The following is a 17,584-nucleotide window of genomic DNA, read 5'->3' as shown; positions in this document are numbered from 1 at the left end:
CATTGAATAAATTGATCGATACACTGGAAACGGCTCAGGGTATATTCAACGTTTCTTTAGCTGGAGAAGATGATTTGGAAGAGGTTCGGCGGATTTTGGTTGAGGCAGCTAGCTGGATGCAAGAGAACGGGGTTAAGCAATGGAATCCGCAGCAATTCACGCCGGAGTTGATTCGGTCGTATTACGAAATGCGGGAGATTTACCTGCTGCATGCCGAAGGAGAAGTGGCGGCGATGTTTACCTTGCAGGACTCCGACCCGGACTACTGGGGGGAACGAAATGTCCCCGGATACAGCTATTTGCACCGACTGACGATCCGTTTGCCTTACCGCGGGCGCGGGCTAGGCAGCGACCTATTGCGATATGCAGCCAAGCGGTCCAAATCACTGCAGCGCACCGGCTTACGGCTGGATTGTTGGAACCAGAACCTGAAGCTAAACCAGTTGTACCAAAGCCTGGGGTTTCAACCCCAAGGAACGGGCAGCTTAAACGGGCGCGAGTTTAATTTATATCAATTGGATTCCGAGTTTATTTTTACAAAGCTAACGACAAGATGTCGGTACTAAGGTATGCCAAAAGAGGCCGCCCTCGAAAGATCTTCTCTAGATTCTTTCGAAGCGGCCCCTTTGTCATGTCAGGAGAGCAAACCCTCGGCCCGTAGCCGAGGAGCGTTGTCGTAGACCTCCTGAAGCAAACGGGACGGTTGAGGCCGATTCATCGGCTTCGCATACACAGTCTCGTATGGCGCGATAACGTTGATTTCTGCGGGTTCTGCTTTGATGATTGCCCCATCCTTGACGACGGCTCCTTCGCCGATGATGGCTCGCTCGATCTGGACGTTGCGGCCAATTTTAGCACCAGGCATGATGATGCTGTCTTTAATGCGAGAATACCGACCGATTTCCGTTCCGCCGAAGATCACTGAACGTTCTGCGAATCCTTCGAGGGAACAATGATCATGGACGAGAGAGTGGGGCGCTAGGGTGTTGCGTTTTTTGCCAAACCCCTGAAGGCCCGGCCGCTCTCGCGTAAACATTGGCCAATCCTCCCGATGAAGCTTCCATTCGGATGATTCGGCGAGCAAATCCATATGCGCTTCCCACAGACTTTGAACGGTTCCCACATCTCGCCAATATCCCTGAAACTCATAAGCGTGCAGCGGTTCGCTTCCCGCCAGCATTTTCGGAATCAAATCCTTGCCGAAGTCATGGCTGGAGTGGGGATTGGCCGCATCTTCCTCCAACTGTCGCTTCAGGAAATCCCACTCGAATAAATAGATCCCCATGGAAGCAAGATTGCTGGTTGGTTGCGGAGGTTTCTCCGCGAATTCGGTGATGCGGTTCCGTTCATCCCTGGACATAACCCCAAAGCGATGGGCTTCTTCCCAGGGCACTGGCATCACAGAAATCGTTGCTTTGGCTTGGTGATTCAGGTGAAACTCCAGCATGCGACGGTAGTCCATATGATAAATATGGTCTCCCGAAAGGATAAGGACGTATTTGGGCGAATGGCCGTCGACGAATGCCATGTTCTTGTAAATGGCGTCCGCCGTTCCCGCATATTCCTCCACACCTTCCCGGAACGCGGGCAGTAAAGTGATCCCGCCGTCCTCCGAGTGCGTTAGCTTCCAGGGTTCGCCTTCGCCGATATGCTCGTGAAGCGAAGCTGCTTCGTATTGTGTGAGCACGCCAATCGTGTCGATCCCTGAATTCACGCAGTTGCTGAGAGGAAAATCGATGATCCGGTATTGTCCGCCAAAGTGCACGGCCGGTTTCGCCTGCTTGGTGGTCAGCGGAGACAAGCGCCGTCCTTCCCCGCCTGCAAGAAGCATGGCAATACAGTCCTTTTTCCTCATTTCATTTCCCTCCCGTATGTTTTTGACTGTGTAGCACATACATTAAAGGATATAATGTAGTTGGAATAAATTATGGAAAACGAACGAAAATATTACATCATTTCATTGTAAATACTGAAATTTTTTTTGAATTTCTAATGTTTCTTGAATTCTTTTCATATCATGTAAAGGCGGTGACATATTTGTTCGATTCCGGGTCCGAATCTTCATGGGCTTCTGCTGTATCCCCAATGGATATTTATTTGTTCTGCGAAGGGACGCTTTATCAAAGCTACCGCACGTTTGGCGCTCATCCCGCAGTCGAAGGGGAGAGACGCGGTGTCCGCTTTACCGTTTGGGCCCCGAATGCATGCCAAGTCGCCGTTGTCGCCGACTGGAACGGTTGGAAGGGGACGCGTGATGTACTATATAAGATACCCGATTCGGGAATTTGGACTCGTTTTTTTCCGAATGTTCAGGTTGGAAGTTTTTACAAGTTCGCAATTACCGGACCGAATGGGGAGACCTGTTACAAAGCGGACCCCTATGCCTTCTACGCCGAAGTGAGGCCGAATACGGCTTCAATCGTCACCTCGCTGAATCATTACGAATGGGGTGACGGTAATTGGATTCAAAACCGGAGCGCACCTTACGGACAACCCCTAAACATTTATGAGTTGCATTTTGGCACTTGGAAACAACGGTCCGACGGAACGTATTACTCCTATCGAGAAATGGCCGATTTGTTAATTCCTTATGTGAAAAATATGGGATACACTCATATCGAAATCATGCCGCTTTGCGAGCACCCGTATGATCTATCCTGGGGATATCAGGCTACCGGGTATTTTGCACCGACCAGTCGATACGGCGAGCCGCAGGATTTGATGCATTTCGTGGATCGTTGTCATCAGTCCGGGATCGGCGTGCTGCTCGATTGGGTGCCGGGTCATTTTACGAAGGACGATCATGGCTTGCGTCTTTTTGATGGAACGCCGCTGTATGAATATACGGACCCGGCAAAGGCGGAGAAACCTGGATGGGGAACGCTCAGTTTTGACTTTAGTAAACCGGAAGTTCGTTCTTTTTTAATCTCGAGTGCGATATATTGGCTTGAAATGTTTCATTTTGACGGGCTCAGAGTGGATGCCGTCACCAGTATGATCCGGCTCGATTTCGAGAAACCTTCCTGGGCGGCAGCGCGTAATGAACACGGCGGCAGCGAGAATCTGGAGGCGATCGATTTCCTGCGGCAATTAAATACCGCGGTATTTCGCTATTTCCCGCATGCCTTGATGATGGCCGAAGAGTCCAGCGCTTGGCCGATGGTTACGGCACCCGCGCACCACGGCGGTCTCGGATTTAATTACAAATGGAATATGGGCTGGATGAACGACACGCTGGATTATTTCGAAACCCCATTTGAAGAGAGGCCTAATCGCCATCATCTGCTTACGTTTCCAATCTGGTATACCTATTCGGAGAACTTCACGCTGCCGTTATCCCATGACGAGGTCGTGCATGGCAAAAAATCGCTGCTGGATAAAATGCCAGGCACTTATGAACAAAAATTTGCCGGACTTCGCCTGTTGCTTGGGTATCAGCTGACCACTCCGGGGAAAAAACTGATATTTATGGGCGGTGAATTTGGTCAATTTATCGAATGGCGGGATCAGGGTGAACTGGATTGGTTTCTGCTTGAATATGAGGCTCACCGGAACGTTCAAAGCTATTGCCAGGCGTTAAACCGTTTCTATCGGCAGGAACGGGCGCTTTGGGAGCTGGATCATGAGCCCGATGGGTATCAGTGGATCATCCCGGACGACGACAAGCAAAGCGTAATAGCTTATGTGCGAAAAGGAATAGAACCGCAAGATTGGCTGCTTGTGATGCTGAATTATCAGCCCGTGGAAAGAACCGGTTACCGTGTTGGCGTTCCGCTGCCAGGACGATACGAACTTGCTTTCAATAGCGATGATGCTATTTTCGGCGGATCAGGCGACCTGCAGCCAGAGCCAGCGCTCAGTGAAGGAACGCCTTGGAACGGGCAATCCCAAAGCATAATCGTTACGCTTCCTCCGCTGAGCCTGACGGTATGGAAGCGCCAAGTGCCAAGAAGGAGGGCGAAAGGATGAAGATCTTATTTGCCGCGGCAGAAGTCGCACCATTCATCAAAACCGGAGGTTTGGCCGACGTGATCGGCGCTTTGCCGAAGGCGTTGATTGAGGCTGGTCATGACGTGAGGATTGTTATGCCAAGATACCGCGAGCTGCCGCAAGTATATCGTGAACGTTTGGAGCATCTAGGTACCGGTGAAGTTCCGGTCGGTTGGCGGAACAAGTATGGCGGCGTTTCTCGACTGATCTGGGAAGGGATCCCCGTGTACATGATCGATAATGAGGATTATTATGGCAGGGAAGGGGTTTATGGGCATTGGGATGATGGCGAACGGTTTGCGTTCTTGGATCGGGCCGTGCTCGAGCTGCTTCCGCTGATCGGGTTCGTTCCGGATGTGATCCATTGCCATGACTGGCATACGGCGATGATTCCGCTGCTTCTGAGGGAGCATTACCACAATCGGCCGGAATACCGGAACATTCGAACTGTCTATACGGTACATAATTTGCTGTACCAGGGGATTTTTCCGGAAGGGGTGCTGGGGGATTTGCTAGGGCTCCCTTGGGATTATTTCACGCCAGACGGGGTGGAGTACTACGGCAACGTCAGCTTCATGAAAGCCGGTCTCGTCTATGCCGACCATGTGACAACGGTGAGTCCGACATATGCGGAGGAGATCAAGACCGAGCATTACGGCTACGGGTTGGACGGCTTGCTTCGCTCGCTGGGCGGACGGTTATCGGGAATCGTGAACGGGATCGATGCTCGGGCCTACGACCCGGAGACGGATCTGGAGCTATTTGCTCGCTACGGCCGCAGTCTGGAGCAGAAGAGAGCCAATAAACCGATACTCCAGCGGGAACTCGGGTTGCCGGAAGCACCGGAAACGCCGCTTGTTTCGATGGTCACGCGTCTGGTCGAACCCAAAGGACTGGATTTAGTCACTCGGGTGCTGGATGAATGGCTAAGCGAAAATGAGGTTCAATTCGTGCTGCTGGGCACAGGGGATCGCGCTTATGAAGACTGGTTCCGGGAAGCGGCAACCCGTCACCCGGGAAAGCTGGCGGTCCAAATTAAATTTAGCGACGCGTTGTCCCGACGCATCTACGCCGGCAGCGATTTGTTCCTTATGCCTTCGCGGTTCGAGCCTTGCGGGATCAGTCAATTGCTGGCGCTCCGATACGGAACGATCCCCGTCGTGCGGGAAACCGGGGGTTTGAACGATACGGTGCAGTCCTATAACGAGTTTAGTGGAGAAGGCAACGGCTTCTCATTCCGCAATTACAACGCACATGACATGCTGCATACGCTGCGCAGGGCGTTGTCCTTTTATCATAAGCCCGAGCATTGGAGCCAGATTATAGCGAATGCCTTTGCCGGCGATTACGGATGGGATGCCTCGGCTCGGCAATATATCCAAATTTACGAAAGCCTAAAGAAATAGCGGACGTTTGCGTCCGCTTTTCCTTTTGTTAATTTTGAATGTGTCGGTACAGGATTCGAAAACCGTAGGCTTCGAGTGAGATGTTCATGATCCCATTCGCCGGCGCCACCGCTTCTTCGGTCAGGGCATCCCGCCAATCGCTCGTCTGCATGGGATGCGTTAAGGTAACCGCCTTCGGTGTATTGTTCATCCAAACCGTAAAATGCATGTGCTCGTCCATACGTTCGTAAATGATACTGGGATCCCCCGGATCGGCATGCAAAAACCGAAAACGGCCGTGACGGAGAGCGGTATGCCGCTTGCGCAGCTCGATCATCAGCTTGTAGAAATCATAGAGCTCACGATCCTGCTTGCTGCGGTCCCATTCCATACATTTACGGCAGTCCGGATCTCCATCGCCGGTGAGTCCAATTTCATCGCCGTAAAACACACAAGGCGTCCCAATATAGGTAAAGAGAAACACGACGCATAGCTTGAGCTTTCGCTTGTCGCCACCGACACGGGTTAGCAGGCGCGGAGTGTCGTGGCTCCCCAGCATATTAAAGACGACTTCATTCGTTTGATGCGGATATCGCATGATCAGCGAACCCATCTCATCGGAGAAGGCGGCTCCGTCGACCCCTCCAGTAAAAAATTCTAGCACTTTATCGGCAAACGGGTAATTCATCACGGAATCGAATTGATCTCCCAGCAGCCAATTCAACGAATCGCTCCACACTTCTCCGATCAGATAAGCCTCCGGATTCGCTTGTTTCACGATTTGCCGAAATTCGCGCCAAAACGGATGATCGATTTCATTCGCTACATCCAGCCGCCAACCATCTAATTTGATTTCCTTAATCCAATATTCGGCGACGCCTAGCAAATAATTTTTCAAATCAGGGTTGGCCGTATTAAATTTTGGCATATTGGGAAAAAAACCAAACGTATCATAAGTAGGTACCCCGTTTTCTACTTTTACCGGGAAGCGGTTTACGTGAAACCAGCCGGAATAGGGCGAAGCTTCGCCGTTTTTGAGCACATCTTGAAACGGAGGGAAATGCTCGCCGCAATGATTAAATACCGCGTCCAGCACAACCCGAATTCCTCTTTCGTGACAACGCTCCACCAGGGTTTTCAGCAAAGCATTGTCGCCGAAGTGAGGATCAATCTGCTTGTAATCCACAATATCGTATTTATGATTGGAGGGCGCCGTAAACAGAGGGGTCAGGTAAAGCGCCGTGACGCCTAAATCCGTTAAATCGTCCAAATGGTCGATGATCCCTTGCAAGTCTCCGCCAAAGTAATTATCACGGGTTGGCTTGCCTCCCCAAGCCTCCACCGGTTTCGGATCATTGGACGGATCTCCATTGGCGAACCGCTCCGGCATGATCTGATAAAAAACGGCCTGCTTCGCCCATTCCGGTACCCTGACCACTTCAATTTCGTGGATATACGGGAACTCGAAGCATTCGCCGGGCGGATGGGGGGCCTCCGATTGAATTCCTGCGTCCAGCAGGTATACCGTCTCCGTCCCGACGGTGAGCTTAAAGGCATAGGAAAGGCGTTTATATTTGGGACGCACAGCAACCTCCCAATAGTCGAACATGCGGTCATGAGCCGCTTTTTCCATCGGCAGTTCCTGGTAAGTTCCCGCCCAGTCGTATTTGTCCCCGGTCATCGCGTAAACCTGTTCAACATCATCCCGTTTGGTCCGGATGCGGAGGTGGATCGTCATGGGGTCGTAAGCATAAGCCCATTTATCCCGGGGAACGTGGTAGAGCGCTTCAAGCAGCACGGTTTGGCGCCTCCTCTCGTGAATACTCGTGATCGATCGTTATAGAGTTCATTATTCCCAAACGGGATGCGGAGCATGAACCCGAAGCGAAACATAAATATTCAACAAATTGACCAAAGTATGATAAATGGGAATCTCTAGGGACGACTTAAGTCGGAACTGTGAAAATATGATGAATGCTATGAAAATTGTTTTGCATATATATGCATTCTGATTTATAATTAGCCCAGTAATCATCTTAGAACGAAAATATCGAAGCAGAACAGGAGAGAGATCCATGAAAAAATGGGGCATGTTATTCATAGCAGTCATGATGGTAACTTTGGTGCTGGCCGCTTGCGGTCAGGAAAAAAATAACAGCGGGAACACGGCGAACAACGCCGGTCAAGCCGCGAACCAAAACGAAACCCAAGCGGGCGGAGAACAAACCGAACCGGCTAAGAAGCTGGTCGTCGGCATGAGCGCTGACTTCCCGCCGTACGAGTTCCACATTAAGAATGACAAAGGCGAAGACGAAATCGTTGGTTTTGACGTCGAGATCGCCAAAGAAATCGCTAAGGATATGGGCGCTGAGCTGGAGATCAAAGACTTGAAATTCGACACCCTGCTGAATGAGCTGTCGAGTGGACGCGTTGATCTCGTCATCTCGGGGTTGAGCCCGACTCCAGAACGTGCCGAACAAATCGATATGTCGAAAATTTACTACAAAGCCGAGCAGGCTGTTGTGACCCGTGAAGCGGACAAAGATAAATTCAACACGATGGAATCGCTGGAGGGCGCTAAAATCGGCGTTCAGCAAGGTTCTATTCAAGAAGATATGGCTAAAGAAATCCCGAACGCTCAATTGACTTCGCTGGGTAAAATCAACGATATCATTATGCAGCTAAACACAAACCGTGTTGATGCAGCCATTCTGGAAGGACCGGTTGCTGAATCGTTCGTGAAGAACGTGAAAGGCCTGGTGATCACGGATGCCAAACCGGTGACTGAAGATGATGGTTACGTGATCGGCATCAAGAAAGGCAACCAGGAGCTGTTGGATCAAGTGAATACAACGCTCGATCGCTTGATTAGCGCTGGCAGCATCGATCAATTCGTTGCCGAAGCGAGCGCGCTGGCCGAGAAATAATCACGGTATCCATCTGCAGAAAATAGCGAAGCCATTTCGCTATTTTCTGTTTTTTTGCGTAAGGGTTTGAGGTAAAGGAGGAGGAAGAAAGGCGTTATGGACTTAATATCGATGTTTATGGAATACCGCAGTTACTTCTTGGCAGGTGTCCAGTATACGCTGCTCTTGGCAGCAATAAGCGTATTTTGCGGCTTTATTCTTGGTTTACTCATCGCGTTGATACGGATGTCGCCTTGGGGAATCGTGCGGTTTCTCGGTCATGCCTGGGTCGAATTTCTGCGCGGCACGCCGATGATGGTTCAGCTCTTGATTATTCACTACGGATTTGCGTTTGTGTTTGACGTGAACTTCACGCCGATACAATCCGGGGCGATTACGTTGTCGATTAACAGTTCCGCCTATCTGGCCGAGATTTTCCGTGCCGGCATTCAAGGCGTCGACCGCGGACAAGGGGAAGCGGCACGTTCCCTGGGGATGACGAAAGGGATGGCCATGCGCCATATCATTATTCCGCAAGCGATCAAATCGGTGCTTCCCGCGATCGGCAATGAATTTATCACCATCATTAAAGAATCGTCGATCGTTTCGATTATCGGTACGGCCGAGCTCATTTATCAAGCGCAATCGGTCGTCACGATCACGTACGACGGGATGACGCCTTATCTGATCATCGCCATCATGTACTTTATTCTGACATTCACGCTGTCCCGTATTTTGAGCGTGTTCGAAAGGAAGTTGAAGACCAGTGATCACCGTTAAAGGCTTGCATAAAAAATTCGGTCAACTGCATATTTTGCGCGGAATCGACCTAGAAATCTCCAAAGGGGAAGTCGTCGTCGTGATCGGTCCCAGCGGATCGGGAAAAAGTACCTTCCTCCGTTGTCTGAATCTGCTCGAGGTTCCGACCGAAGGCGAGATTACGTTTGAAGGCGCGTCGATCACCGGCAAGAGACACGACATTAATAAAACCCGCGAGAAAATGGGGATGGTGTTCCAGCATTTTAACCTGTTTCCGCACAAAACCGTGATCAACAACATTACGCTAGCTCCGATTCGCGTGAGAAAACTCGACAAGAGCAAGGCGGAAGCGATCGCGATGGATCTGCTTCACACCGTGGGCTTGGAAGATAAGCGGGACGTATATCCGGCCCAGTTGTCCGGGGGCCAGAAGCAACGGATTGCGATTGCTCGCGCGCTGGCCATGGAACCGCATGTCATGCTATTTGACGAGCCGACATCGGCGTTGGACCCGGAAATGGTCGGGGAGGTGCTCGATGTCATGAAGAACCTGGCGGAACGGGGCATGACGATGGTTATCGTTACGCACGAGATGGGGTTTGCCCGTGAGGTCGGTGACCGCATCCTGTTTATGGATCAAGGCGTGATCCTCGAGCAGGGAACGCCGCAAGAGGTGTTTGGATCGCCGCGGAATCAGCGGACCAAAGACTTCCTGAGCAAGGTGCTCTAAGAGGTTGTTCAAAATTAGACGCAATAGACCGTCCGAAATGATAGATTCGGGCGGTCCTTTTTTTGCCTTTTTGCTGCCGAACATATGATCTTTTTTAACATTACGTTTACGATTGGACACAAAAATGTAACCCGTCCTATCAAGGTTTTGAGCCATTTGGTGAGAATTACCTGAGCTTCTGGTTACAAAATTGTGATATATTCAATAAGCCGAAACCTTACTTCAAGGTGCGGGGGACGAAAGCTGATAACGAACCAGGGTGAACCGAATTCGTTTCTTGGGGTGAAGCGCGTCAATGGATGCGCCGGGAACGTTCCTTTTTTCCGAATCCGACAACTAACTCCGCAGGCGCAGTAAAAAGGAGGGCAATTCATTGAAAAGTCGTATCTGGTCTAAAATAGCAGCATCGGCGTTGATCGCCGCAAGTTTGACGATTACCCTGCAGACGGCTTCCGTCCATGCAGACGCGGTACATAAAGCCGTGGAGGGAGACACCTTTTATCTTCTTGCCAAACAATACGGCGTGGAATTGAACAAGCTGATCGCCGCAAATCCAACCATTAATCCGCAGAATATATACGGTGGCTTGAACATCACCATTCCGGGGGGCGAAACCCGCGCATTGGCTTTGGCTTCCGCCGCACCGGCTAAACAGGAGGTTGCGCCGGCCGCAACTTCGACGACAGCTGTCGCATCCAAGCTGAAGGTGATGTCTAACGACAACGTCGTTGAGGCTTGGGGAAAAACGTTTACTTACTCGCAAACGATTAATGTGAAAGCCTCGGCATATACCGCGTCGGCAAGCGAAAATGGAAAATGGGGCGCGGTAGACTACTTTGGCAACCCGCTGAAGCTCGGCACCATCGCCGTCGACCCGAAGGTCATCCCGATGGGCACGAAAGTCCTGGTAACCGGACACAGCCATGATGGCTTGCCGGATCAAGCGTTTGTGGCTACAGCCAGCGATCAGGGCGGTGCGATTAAAGGGAACCGCATTGATATCTTTATTCCGGGGAGCACAACTGCCGCGAAAGCATTCGGCTATCAAGACGTTACCCTGTACGTACTGAAATAGGACACGATCACAAGCAAGAGAGCTCCCTCAGACGAGGGAGCTCTTTTGCGTTAGCGATATTTGGTTGTTTGCAGAAGCTCGGCCAGATCGACGAAATGATAACCTTGCGCCTGCAACGTGTCGATAATCTCCGGCAGAGCTTGAATCGTACCGTTCAGATTGGATCCGACACCGCCGCCCGAATGCTGAAGGATAATTGAGCCAGGACCCGCGGTATCAATCACGTTTGATTTAACCTTGTTTTTGTCGATGCCTTTCCAATCTTGCGAATCTACATTCCAATTGACGAGGGTATAGCCGTTTTTCTTTGCCCACTGCACCTGTTCCTCCCTAATCTCCCCATAAGGCGGGCGGATGAGCTTGGGGCGGTAGCCTACGGAATTTTGGATAATCTTCTCCGTACGCAGGATTTCCGTTTGAAATTGTTTGACGGAGCGCTTGCGGAAATTCGGATGACTGAAGGAGTGATTGCCGATGAGATGCCCCTCTTGATGGATCCGTTGCATCAACTTGGGAAATTTCTTAGCCCGTACTCCGACCACGAAGAAGGTTGCCTTGATCCCTTTACGATGAAGCACATCGAGAATTTGCGGCGTAAATCGAGGATCAGGACCGTCATCGAAGGTTAGGGCGATCTGTTTCACTTCCGGACCTCGGAATTTGAAGGTCTCCGAATATTTGCGTCGCAGCTCGCTTAGATCTACTGGTTTGGCGTCCACAGGTGCCGCCTTGTTCTCTTTCAGATCTCCTTTATCCGACTGACTCCTTGTTTCATGAACAACTGAGGAGGCATGAACAGTCTGAAGCCCGGAGCCGCTGTACATAAACAGAGAAGCGGCCATGCACAAGAATAGTGCTCTCTTAAGCTGGATAAGCAAGGTTAGTCCTCCTTCATTCCCATACTGTACCTAAGATGTAGTATTCCCTAACTGTTGCAGAAAATGAATGAAAACGATAAAAAAACAGCGGTTATGGAAACCAATATGCGGTTGTGAGATAAATCACAGACGTTCTTGGCGAAAAATTGCATCCTTTGATGAAGCATAAATGAGAGGGATGTGATAGATTCGTGGCAACTGTAGTGGCCAACCAAGAAGTCGCGCATGGGGTGTTCAAGCTCACAGTGCAAGGGAAGTTCACGGGGAAAATGGGGCAATTTTATATGCTGCGCGCCGGGGATCAATATCCTTTGCTCTCCCGTCCGATTAGCATCTTTGATCTCAAAGAGGACCAAATCGAGTTCCTGGTTCTGGTTGCGGGGGAAGGAACCGCACGTTTATCCGGACTGAAGCCTGGGGATTCATTAACACTGGACGGTCCGTTTGGCAACGGATTTCCGCCCTTGGAGGGAAAGACGGCTTTCGTAGGCGGCGGAATCGGCATCGCCCCATTTTATTACGCACTGCGTGAAGCGCCGGAGGCCGACGTATACCTCGGCTACAGCCGCGAGTCCTATATGGTCGAAGAGTTTCAAGCTGCATCCCGTGGCAGAGTCACGGTTGACGTGGGCGGCTCGATATTAGATCGGGTAGATTTTCGGAACTATAATACGGTGATCGCCTGCGGGCCTCATCCGATGCTGCATGCGGTCCAGCGCAAACAAGCACAAAGCGGCGGCCAAACCAAGGTCTACGTTTCCTTGGAGAATCGTATGGCCTGTGGCATCGGCGCTTGCCTTGTATGCAGCGTGCAATGCAAAGACGGACGGAAGAAGGCCTGTGCAGACGGGCCGGTATTTTTAGCGGAGGAGGTCGTGTTCGCATGACTCGATTAACGTGCAGCCTCGCGGGGGTTTCTTTTAAGAATCCGGTCGTCATGGCCTCCGGGACGTTTGGTTTTGGCAAAGAGTATGGGGCAATTTACGATATTAACAAGATGGGCGGATTGTCTGGCAAAGGGCTAACGTTACATCCGAAGGCCGGGAATGACGGGATTCGCGTTGCGGAAACGGCGTCCGGGATGCTGAATAGCGTTGGCCTGGAGAATCCGGGAGTCGCCGCCTTCCTGCGCGAAGAATGCCCGCGGTGGGAGCAGCTTGATTTGGCACGAATCGTAAATTTGGGCGGGAATTCGATTGAAGAGTATGTGGAAGGCGCCAAGCTGATAAATGAGGATGCGGCTAGGCGGAAGCAGGAAGGCAGAACCGCCGTTGACATGATTGAGCTGAACATTTCCTGCCCGAACGTTAAAGCCGGAGGGATGGCCTACGGGATCAAAACAGACATTGCCCGTCAGGTGGTCCGCGAGGTCCGGGCGGCAACGGCGCTGCCGCTGGTCGTCAAGTTGTCCCCGAACGCTGAGGATATCGTCGGTATGGCCGTGATGTGCCAGGAAGAACATGCGGACGGCGTATCGCTGATCAATACGTTCTCGGCGATGAAAATCGACATCTTCAAGCGGCGGAGCATCTTTGACAATTTATATGCCGGTCTGTCCGGTCCGGCTATCAAGCCGATCGCTTTGCGAATGGTACATCAAGTCAGTCATGCCGTGACAATCCCGGTGATGGGAATGGGCGGGATCAGCAGTGCAGAGGATATTGTCGAGTTTATCATGGCCGGCGCGACCGTCATTCAGGTGGGGACCCATAATTTCGTAAACCTGCGAGCGGGGGAGCGGTTGGTCAGCGATCTTGAGGCATGGATGAACCGGGAAGGCATCCAGGCCTTGGACGAAATCCGCGGAATCCTATAAAATAAAGGCATACTGTTTTGGAAGGGAGCTGCGGCAATTGTCATTCGAGGATATCAAGCTGGAAGCGATCCCGGTCGGACGTGATTTGCTGCTGCTAATCACGGGAGGCGTCTCGCACATTGGCGCGGCGTCAACCGCTTATCCGTCGGGTGAAGGCACTGAAGCGTTGACTTCCGCTGTGCCAGGGCACAAGGAGCATACCTTAAGCGAAGAGTATGCCCGCCGCGCCTCTGCGGCGCTAGGCCGAACCGTCACCGTCGTTATGGGCATTCATTACGACAATTTGAGCAAAGAAGAAATTAAAGAGATTTCAAAACGAACGACAGAGATGCTGGATCATTATTTGCTGGAACAGCAGGGGAATGGAGCGAATCCGCGATGAGAGAAGCCGATCAGGATAAATTTCGCCGCAAAGCGCTTCCGGTAGCCGAAGCACAGGCGAAAATCATGCCTTATGCGAAGGCAACGGAAGCCGAGATGATTTCGCTACCTGAGGCTTACGGTCGAATTCTTGCGAAGCAGGTCGTCGCACCGCACCCGTATCCGCATTTTCGCCGCTCGGGCATGGACGGGTTCGCGATTTTGAGCAGTGATACGTCAAATTGCCATGCAGGACATCCTGTCCTTCTGGAAGTGGTGGATGAGATACCTGCTGGATCGGTTCCCAAGGTGAAGTTAAAGCCGGGACAAGCGGCCCGTATTATGACCGGGGCCAAGGTTCCCGATGAAGCCGACGCCGTTGTCATGTTCGAAATGACCGAATCTGTGCTCCAGGAAGGTCAGACCTTTATCCGATTGATTCGCGAAATCGAATCGGGTAAGAATATTACGCCGATCGGGCTTGAGTTGTCCGAGGGAGATGTGATTCTGGAGGCTGGCCGCAAGCTGTCGGCTGGCGAGATTTCCGTGTTGGCCACATTCGGCATCCACCGCGTCCCGGTAATGAGACGCCCGAGAATCGCGGTTTTTTCCACGGGGTCGGAACTGTTGCGCATCGATGAACCTTTGCAAGACGGGCGAATCCGTAACAGTAATACGTATTTGCTGTACAGCCAAATTACCGAAGCAGGCGGCGAACCGTTCTTGTTCGAGGCGATCGAGGATGATTTAACCAAGGCGAAGGCGCAGGTTGAGGCGGCGTTCGCCAACTACGATGTTGTCGTCACTACCGGCGGCGTATCTGTCGGAGACTATGATATCATGGCTGATCTGGTGTCGGGCGGCAGCGTGGATATGCTGTTCAACAAAGTGACGATGCGACCGGGGAGCGTAACGACAGCCGCAGTGAAGGACGGAAAGCTGCTGTTTGCATTATCCGGTAACCCGGGGGCTTGCTTCGTTGGTTTCGAGCTGTTCGTCCGTCCGGCGATCGGAAAGATGATGGGAATCGTTCAGCCGTTTCTGCCTGAGTTGACGGCAGAGCTAGCCCGACCTTATCCCAAAATCAATAACTTTACCCGCTTCGTGCGCGGCCGGCTGGAGCTCCGCGAAGGCAAGCTTTACGCCATTCCGGCAGAGCTGGACGAATCAGGCGTAATGATCACGATCAAGGACAGCGATGCGTTGATCGTGATCCCTCCTTCCAGTACGGGGATGGAAGCGGGCGAGCGAGTAACTGTACTGAAGCTGCCGGGAGGTAATCTCTGAATTTGATTCAATTATGGGTTTCGTAGGATGGAGGAGGGGCTGGCGTGGCACCGGTTTTACAAATCGTCGGTTATAAAAATAGCGGGAAAACGACGTTAATCACTCGATTGGCAAAGTTATTTAATGGCATGAATCTTCGCGTAGCCGTGATCAAGCATGACTTGCACGGGTTTGATGCCGATCGGGAAGGCACGGATTCATTTCGCCATCGGGAGGCCGGTGCTGCAGCAGCAGCGATTACTTCGCCTTGGCGAACAGCGATTTTCGAAGAGCGAGAAACGCCGCTTTCCGAGCTCATCAATCATTTCGCCGGCTATGATCTGATCTTGGTGGAAGGCTTCAAGCAGGAAACGTATCCGAAAATGGTGCTGCTGCGCTCCACGGAAGACGAGCCGTTAATCCATGAATTGAAACAGGTTTGCGCCATTGTTCAGAAAGAAGCGGACTTTCCCGTCAACGAGGCGGATCCACGCCGGTTCCAACGCGACGAGATCGCGCAAATCGCCGAATATATCCGGCAAAACTGGTTGTAGATGTTTGGACGCAAAGAGGACTTTCCCGCATAAACTGCAGGGAAGTCCTCTTTTCATAAAAGCGAAGTGTGTCCATGGACAATTAATTGCTGGCGCGACGCTCAATCGCCTCGGACATCGTTTTGTCAGTGAGGTGAGCATATACCTCTGTCGTCTCCGTTGAAGCGTGGCCGAGCTGCTCTTTGGTCTTGTAAATATCGTTCTGTAAATAATAGTCGGTGGCGAAGGAATGCCGCAGCTTATGGACCGTCAAATACGGCTTGCCGAACCGTTTAGCGTACTTGATGATCATCGCTTGAATGGCGCGCTTGGTCATTCGTTTCCCTTCTTTATGACCGTTCGGAATGGCCACGAATAACGCCTTTTCCCGTTTAGGGGTTTGATACCGTGTCTGGCGAAGCATCATATAGCCGGCCAAATCATCCTTGGATTGTTCCCGAAAATAAACGGGCGTTTTGAATGACTCGTCGTTATTGCCTTTTCGATAGACGTAAATGAGCTTATTCGTAAGATCCAAGTCATCCACGTTCAGGTTTACGACCTCGGAGACGCGTAATCCGGAGTTGAGAATCAGGCTCGCGATACAGGCGTCCCGTTCTTTATTCAGCCCATAGGCATACAACGCCTGCTTGTTATCCGCAACATCGTGGCCGTATCCCTCGGCAATGTAGGCGATGAATTCGGTCAGTTCGTCTTCTTCCAGAATTTTGCCCTTGAGCTTGGCTGCCGTATCCTTCGGTTTATGAATGCGTTTAATTTCCACCTTGGCCATGATATTTCGTTTCAACAGCGGATAAAAGTTTTCATCCTCGGCGATTTGGCTTAGATAATGAAAAAGCGAGCGCAAGGACGACATTTTTCGCGAAACGGTAATTTTGGAGTTCGTGCTCTCCGTTCGCGTAGTCAAGTGCAACCGGTAACCGACGATGCTCTCCATGTGCAGCGTCTCTAGATCCAGGAGCGTGATTTGGCCGTTCGCCGCCGCCGCCGATAATCCCTCCGCACGCAGCCATCCGAAAAACTGCTCATAGTCGCGCACATATTCGAGCAAGGTGGAGGGGGAGAGGTCCGGCAGCTTATAGTCGATAAACTTCTGCACGAACCAGGGCATCTGAACGACCTTCTCGTCCAACCTTCGGCGATCGATGATTTTCTGAATATTCATGTTGGTCCCTCCTGAGATTTCTAGTTTCCGTTATCGTACGTAAAAAATGTAATCCGGCTCGCCGTGGGTTTGCGGGACTTCGCGGATCTCCACGTTCCCGAATACTTCCCTCAACCGCAGGACGAAATCAGGCGAGGGGGTCGCACTCCAAAACGACAAGCACCCGTCAGGCCGCAGCCGGTTTCGTAGGGCCGCAAGACCGGCCGCATCGTACAGGGAGGCGTTGCCGTCAAACACTTTCCAATCCGGTCCGTTGTCGATGTCAAGGCAGATCAAATCGAACGATTCCGCCGTTTCGCGAATCCAGGCAACCAAATCCGCATGGATCAACCGTGTTCTCGTTTGCTCGAGAGCATGACCATTGACATGAGCCAAGACAGAGCGGTTCCAATCGATCACTTTGGCTTCGATCTCCACAACGGTCGCTTCCTTCACGCGGGGGTCGAGAAGCGCTTCCTGCAGCGAAAAACCGACGCCTAAGCCGCCGATCAGCACCTTATCGGGCGAAGGGACCAACTCCAGCGCACGGCGGACTAGCAGGCGCTCCGACTCGCCGTTATACGTAGCCATCAGAAAGGTGCCGTTGCTGATGATTTCGAACGCCTCGCCGCGCCGTTGCAACTGGATTTCGCCTCTAGGCGTTACGGCATTTTCAATGATTTCAAGCGGCATATCGATATCATTCATCAGGATTACCTCC

The 17,584-nt window shown here is 51.7% G+C and carries 17 protein-coding genes and 1 riboswitch; of the genes, 12 read left to right on the top strand and 5 right to left on the bottom strand.

What is annotated here, in order from left to right; translation table 11 throughout:
- The first annotated feature begins 2 nt into the window (after positions 1-2).
- Positions 3-566, top strand: coding sequence for a GNAT family N-acetyltransferase (locus tag IM700_RS12035; protein WP_193416200.1), 564 nt, complete (start codon positions 3-5; stop codon positions 564-566).
- Positions 567-634: 68 nt separating this feature from the next.
- Here IM700_RS12035 and IM700_RS12030 read toward each other — a convergent pair whose 3' ends face one another.
- Entirely contained in the window at positions 635-1,855 is a 1,221-nt protein-coding gene (locus IM700_RS12030) for a glucose-1-phosphate adenylyltransferase (RefSeq protein WP_155605912.1), read from the bottom strand.
- A 230-nt stretch (positions 1,856-2,085) separates the two neighbouring features.
- On the opposite strand from IM700_RS12030, the gene glgB reads away from it, so the two are divergent.
- Complete coding sequence (glgB, locus tag IM700_RS12025; protein WP_239483852.1) at positions 2,086-3,969, top strand: 1,4-alpha-glucan branching protein GlgB; 1,884 nt, start codon at positions 2,086-2,088, stop codon at positions 3,967-3,969.
- Complete coding sequence (gene glgA / locus IM700_RS12020) at positions 3,966-5,396, top strand: glycogen synthase GlgA (RefSeq protein WP_193416202.1); 1,431 nt, start codon at positions 3,966-3,968, stop codon at positions 5,394-5,396. The genes glgB and glgA overlap by 4 nt, the downstream gene beginning before the upstream one ends.
- Positions 5,397-5,424: 28 nt before the next feature.
- Here glgA and IM700_RS12015 read toward each other — a convergent pair whose 3' ends face one another.
- On the bottom strand, positions 5,425-7,173 hold the full coding sequence (locus IM700_RS12015) for an alpha amylase N-terminal ig-like domain-containing protein (RefSeq protein WP_193416203.1): 1,749 nt from the start codon (positions 7,171-7,173) through the stop codon (positions 5,425-5,427).
- A 277-nt stretch (positions 7,174-7,450) separates the two neighbouring features.
- On the opposite strand from IM700_RS12015, the gene IM700_RS12010 reads away from it, so the two are divergent.
- The 4 genes from IM700_RS12010 to IM700_RS11995 all read left to right on the top strand — a co-directional run bounded on the left by IM700_RS12010 (position 7,451) and on the right by IM700_RS11995 (position 10,845).
- Positions 7,451-8,302, top strand: coding sequence for a transporter substrate-binding domain-containing protein (locus IM700_RS12010; RefSeq protein WP_155605915.1), 852 nt, complete (start codon positions 7,451-7,453; stop codon positions 8,300-8,302).
- Between the two features lie 96 nt (positions 8,303-8,398).
- A complete protein-coding gene (locus tag IM700_RS12005) occupies positions 8,399-9,061 on the top strand; it encodes an amino acid ABC transporter permease (RefSeq protein WP_155605916.1) in 663 nt (220 codons plus the stop codon).
- Positions 9,048-9,770 carry an ATP-binding cassette domain-containing protein gene (locus IM700_RS12000; RefSeq protein ID WP_193416204.1) on the top strand — a complete coding sequence of 241 codons (723 nt, stop codon included), beginning with the start codon at positions 9,048-9,050 and terminating at the stop codon, positions 9,768-9,770. The genes IM700_RS12005 and IM700_RS12000 overlap by 14 nt, the downstream gene beginning before the upstream one ends.
- 197 nt (positions 9,771-9,967) lie before the next feature.
- Positions 9,968-10,136: riboswitch (cyclic di-AMP (ydaO/yuaA leader) on the top strand.
- A gap of 7 nt (positions 10,137-10,143) precedes the next feature.
- Entirely contained in the window at positions 10,144-10,845 is a 702-nt protein-coding gene (locus tag IM700_RS11995; RefSeq protein WP_193416205.1) for a 3D domain-containing protein, read from the top strand.
- A 50-nt stretch (positions 10,846-10,895) separates the two neighbouring features.
- Here IM700_RS11995 and IM700_RS11990 read toward each other — a convergent pair whose 3' ends face one another.
- A complete protein-coding gene (locus tag IM700_RS11990) occupies positions 10,896-11,723 on the bottom strand; it encodes a polysaccharide deacetylase family protein (RefSeq protein WP_239483833.1) in 828 nt (275 codons plus the stop codon).
- 191 nt (positions 11,724-11,914) lie between these two features.
- Here IM700_RS11990 and IM700_RS11985 point away from each other — a divergent pair, with 191 nt between their 5' ends.
- The 5 genes from IM700_RS11985 to mobB are packed head-to-tail and all read left to right on the top strand — an operon-like array spanning position 11,915 to position 15,719.
- Positions 11,915-12,610 carry a dihydroorotate dehydrogenase electron transfer subunit gene (locus IM700_RS11985; RefSeq protein WP_193416206.1) on the top strand — a complete coding sequence of 232 codons (696 nt, stop codon included), beginning with the start codon at positions 11,915-11,917 and terminating at the stop codon, positions 12,608-12,610.
- Positions 12,607-13,539 carry a dihydroorotate dehydrogenase gene (locus IM700_RS11980; protein WP_193416207.1) on the top strand — a complete coding sequence of 311 codons (933 nt, stop codon included), beginning with the start codon at positions 12,607-12,609 and terminating at the stop codon, positions 13,537-13,539. Before IM700_RS11985 ends, IM700_RS11980 begins: the two co-directional genes overlap by 4 nt.
- Before the next feature lie 37 nt (positions 13,540-13,576).
- Positions 13,577-13,921 (top strand): prenylated flavin chaperone LpdD, encoded by a 345-nt coding sequence (gene lpdD, locus IM700_RS11975; RefSeq protein WP_155605919.1) that lies wholly within the window; start codon positions 13,577-13,579, stop codon positions 13,919-13,921.
- Positions 13,918-15,186, top strand: coding sequence for a molybdopterin molybdotransferase MoeA (locus IM700_RS11970; protein ID WP_193416208.1), 1,269 nt, complete (start codon positions 13,918-13,920; stop codon positions 15,184-15,186). Before lpdD ends, IM700_RS11970 begins: the two co-directional genes overlap by 4 nt.
- Before the next feature lie 44 nt (positions 15,187-15,230).
- The gene (gene mobB / locus IM700_RS11965; protein ID WP_193416209.1) at positions 15,231-15,719 is read left to right on the top strand and encodes a molybdopterin-guanine dinucleotide biosynthesis protein B; all 489 of its coding nucleotides are present in this window, start codon (positions 15,231-15,233) and stop codon (positions 15,717-15,719) included.
- An 82-nt stretch (positions 15,720-15,801) separates the two neighbouring features.
- Here mobB and xerS read toward each other — a convergent pair whose 3' ends face one another.
- Together xerS and IM700_RS11955 are read right to left on the bottom strand one after the other, a co-directional pair.
- Positions 15,802-16,884: a tyrosine recombinase XerS gene (gene xerS, locus IM700_RS11960; protein WP_193416210.1), complete on the bottom strand. Its 1,083-nt coding sequence runs from the start codon at positions 16,882-16,884 to the stop codon at positions 15,802-15,804.
- A 30-nt stretch (positions 16,885-16,914) separates the two neighbouring features.
- On the bottom strand, positions 16,915-17,571 hold the full coding sequence (locus tag IM700_RS11955) for a spermidine synthase (RefSeq protein ID WP_193416211.1): 657 nt from the start codon (positions 17,569-17,571) through the stop codon (positions 16,915-16,917).
- Between the last annotated feature and the right edge of the window lie 13 nt (positions 17,572-17,584).

The sequence above is a fragment of the Paenibacillus rhizolycopersici genome, assembly GCF_014947195.2.
Taxonomy (GTDB): domain Bacteria; phylum Bacillota; class Bacilli; order Paenibacillales; family Paenibacillaceae; genus Fontibacillus; species Fontibacillus rhizolycopersici.
This window is presented reverse-complemented; position numbering and strand designations above follow the sequence as displayed.

Excerpts from the sequence above, each read along its gene's own strand:
- IM700_RS12030 (WP_155605912.1), bottom strand. The coding sequence starts at position 1,855 with ATGAGGAAAAAGGACTGTATTGCCATGCTTCTTGCAGGCGGGGAAGGA.
- glgB (WP_239483852.1), top strand. The coding sequence starts at position 2,086 with ATGGATATTTATTTGTTCTGCGAAGGGACGCTTTATCAAAGCTACCGC.
- glgA (WP_193416202.1), top strand. The coding sequence starts at position 3,966 with ATGAAGATCTTATTTGCCGCGGCAGAAGTCGCACCATTCATCAAAACC.
- IM700_RS12010 (WP_155605915.1), top strand. The coding sequence starts at position 7,451 with ATGAAAAAATGGGGCATGTTATTCATAGCAGTCATGATGGTAACTTTG.
- IM700_RS12005 (WP_155605916.1), top strand. The coding sequence starts at position 8,399 with ATGGACTTAATATCGATGTTTATGGAATACCGCAGTTACTTCTTGGCA.
- IM700_RS11980 (WP_193416207.1), top strand. The coding sequence starts at position 12,607 with ATGACTCGATTAACGTGCAGCCTCGCGGGGGTTTCTTTTAAGAATCCG.
- IM700_RS11970 (WP_193416208.1), top strand. The coding sequence starts at position 13,918 with ATGAGAGAAGCCGATCAGGATAAATTTCGCCGCAAAGCGCTTCCGGTA.
- xerS (WP_193416210.1), bottom strand. The coding sequence starts at position 16,884 with ATGAATATTCAGAAAATCATCGATCGCCGAAGGTTGGACGAGAAGGTC.
- IM700_RS11955 (WP_193416211.1), bottom strand. The coding sequence starts at position 17,571 with ATGAATGATATCGATATGCCGCTTGAAATCATTGAAAATGCCGTAACG.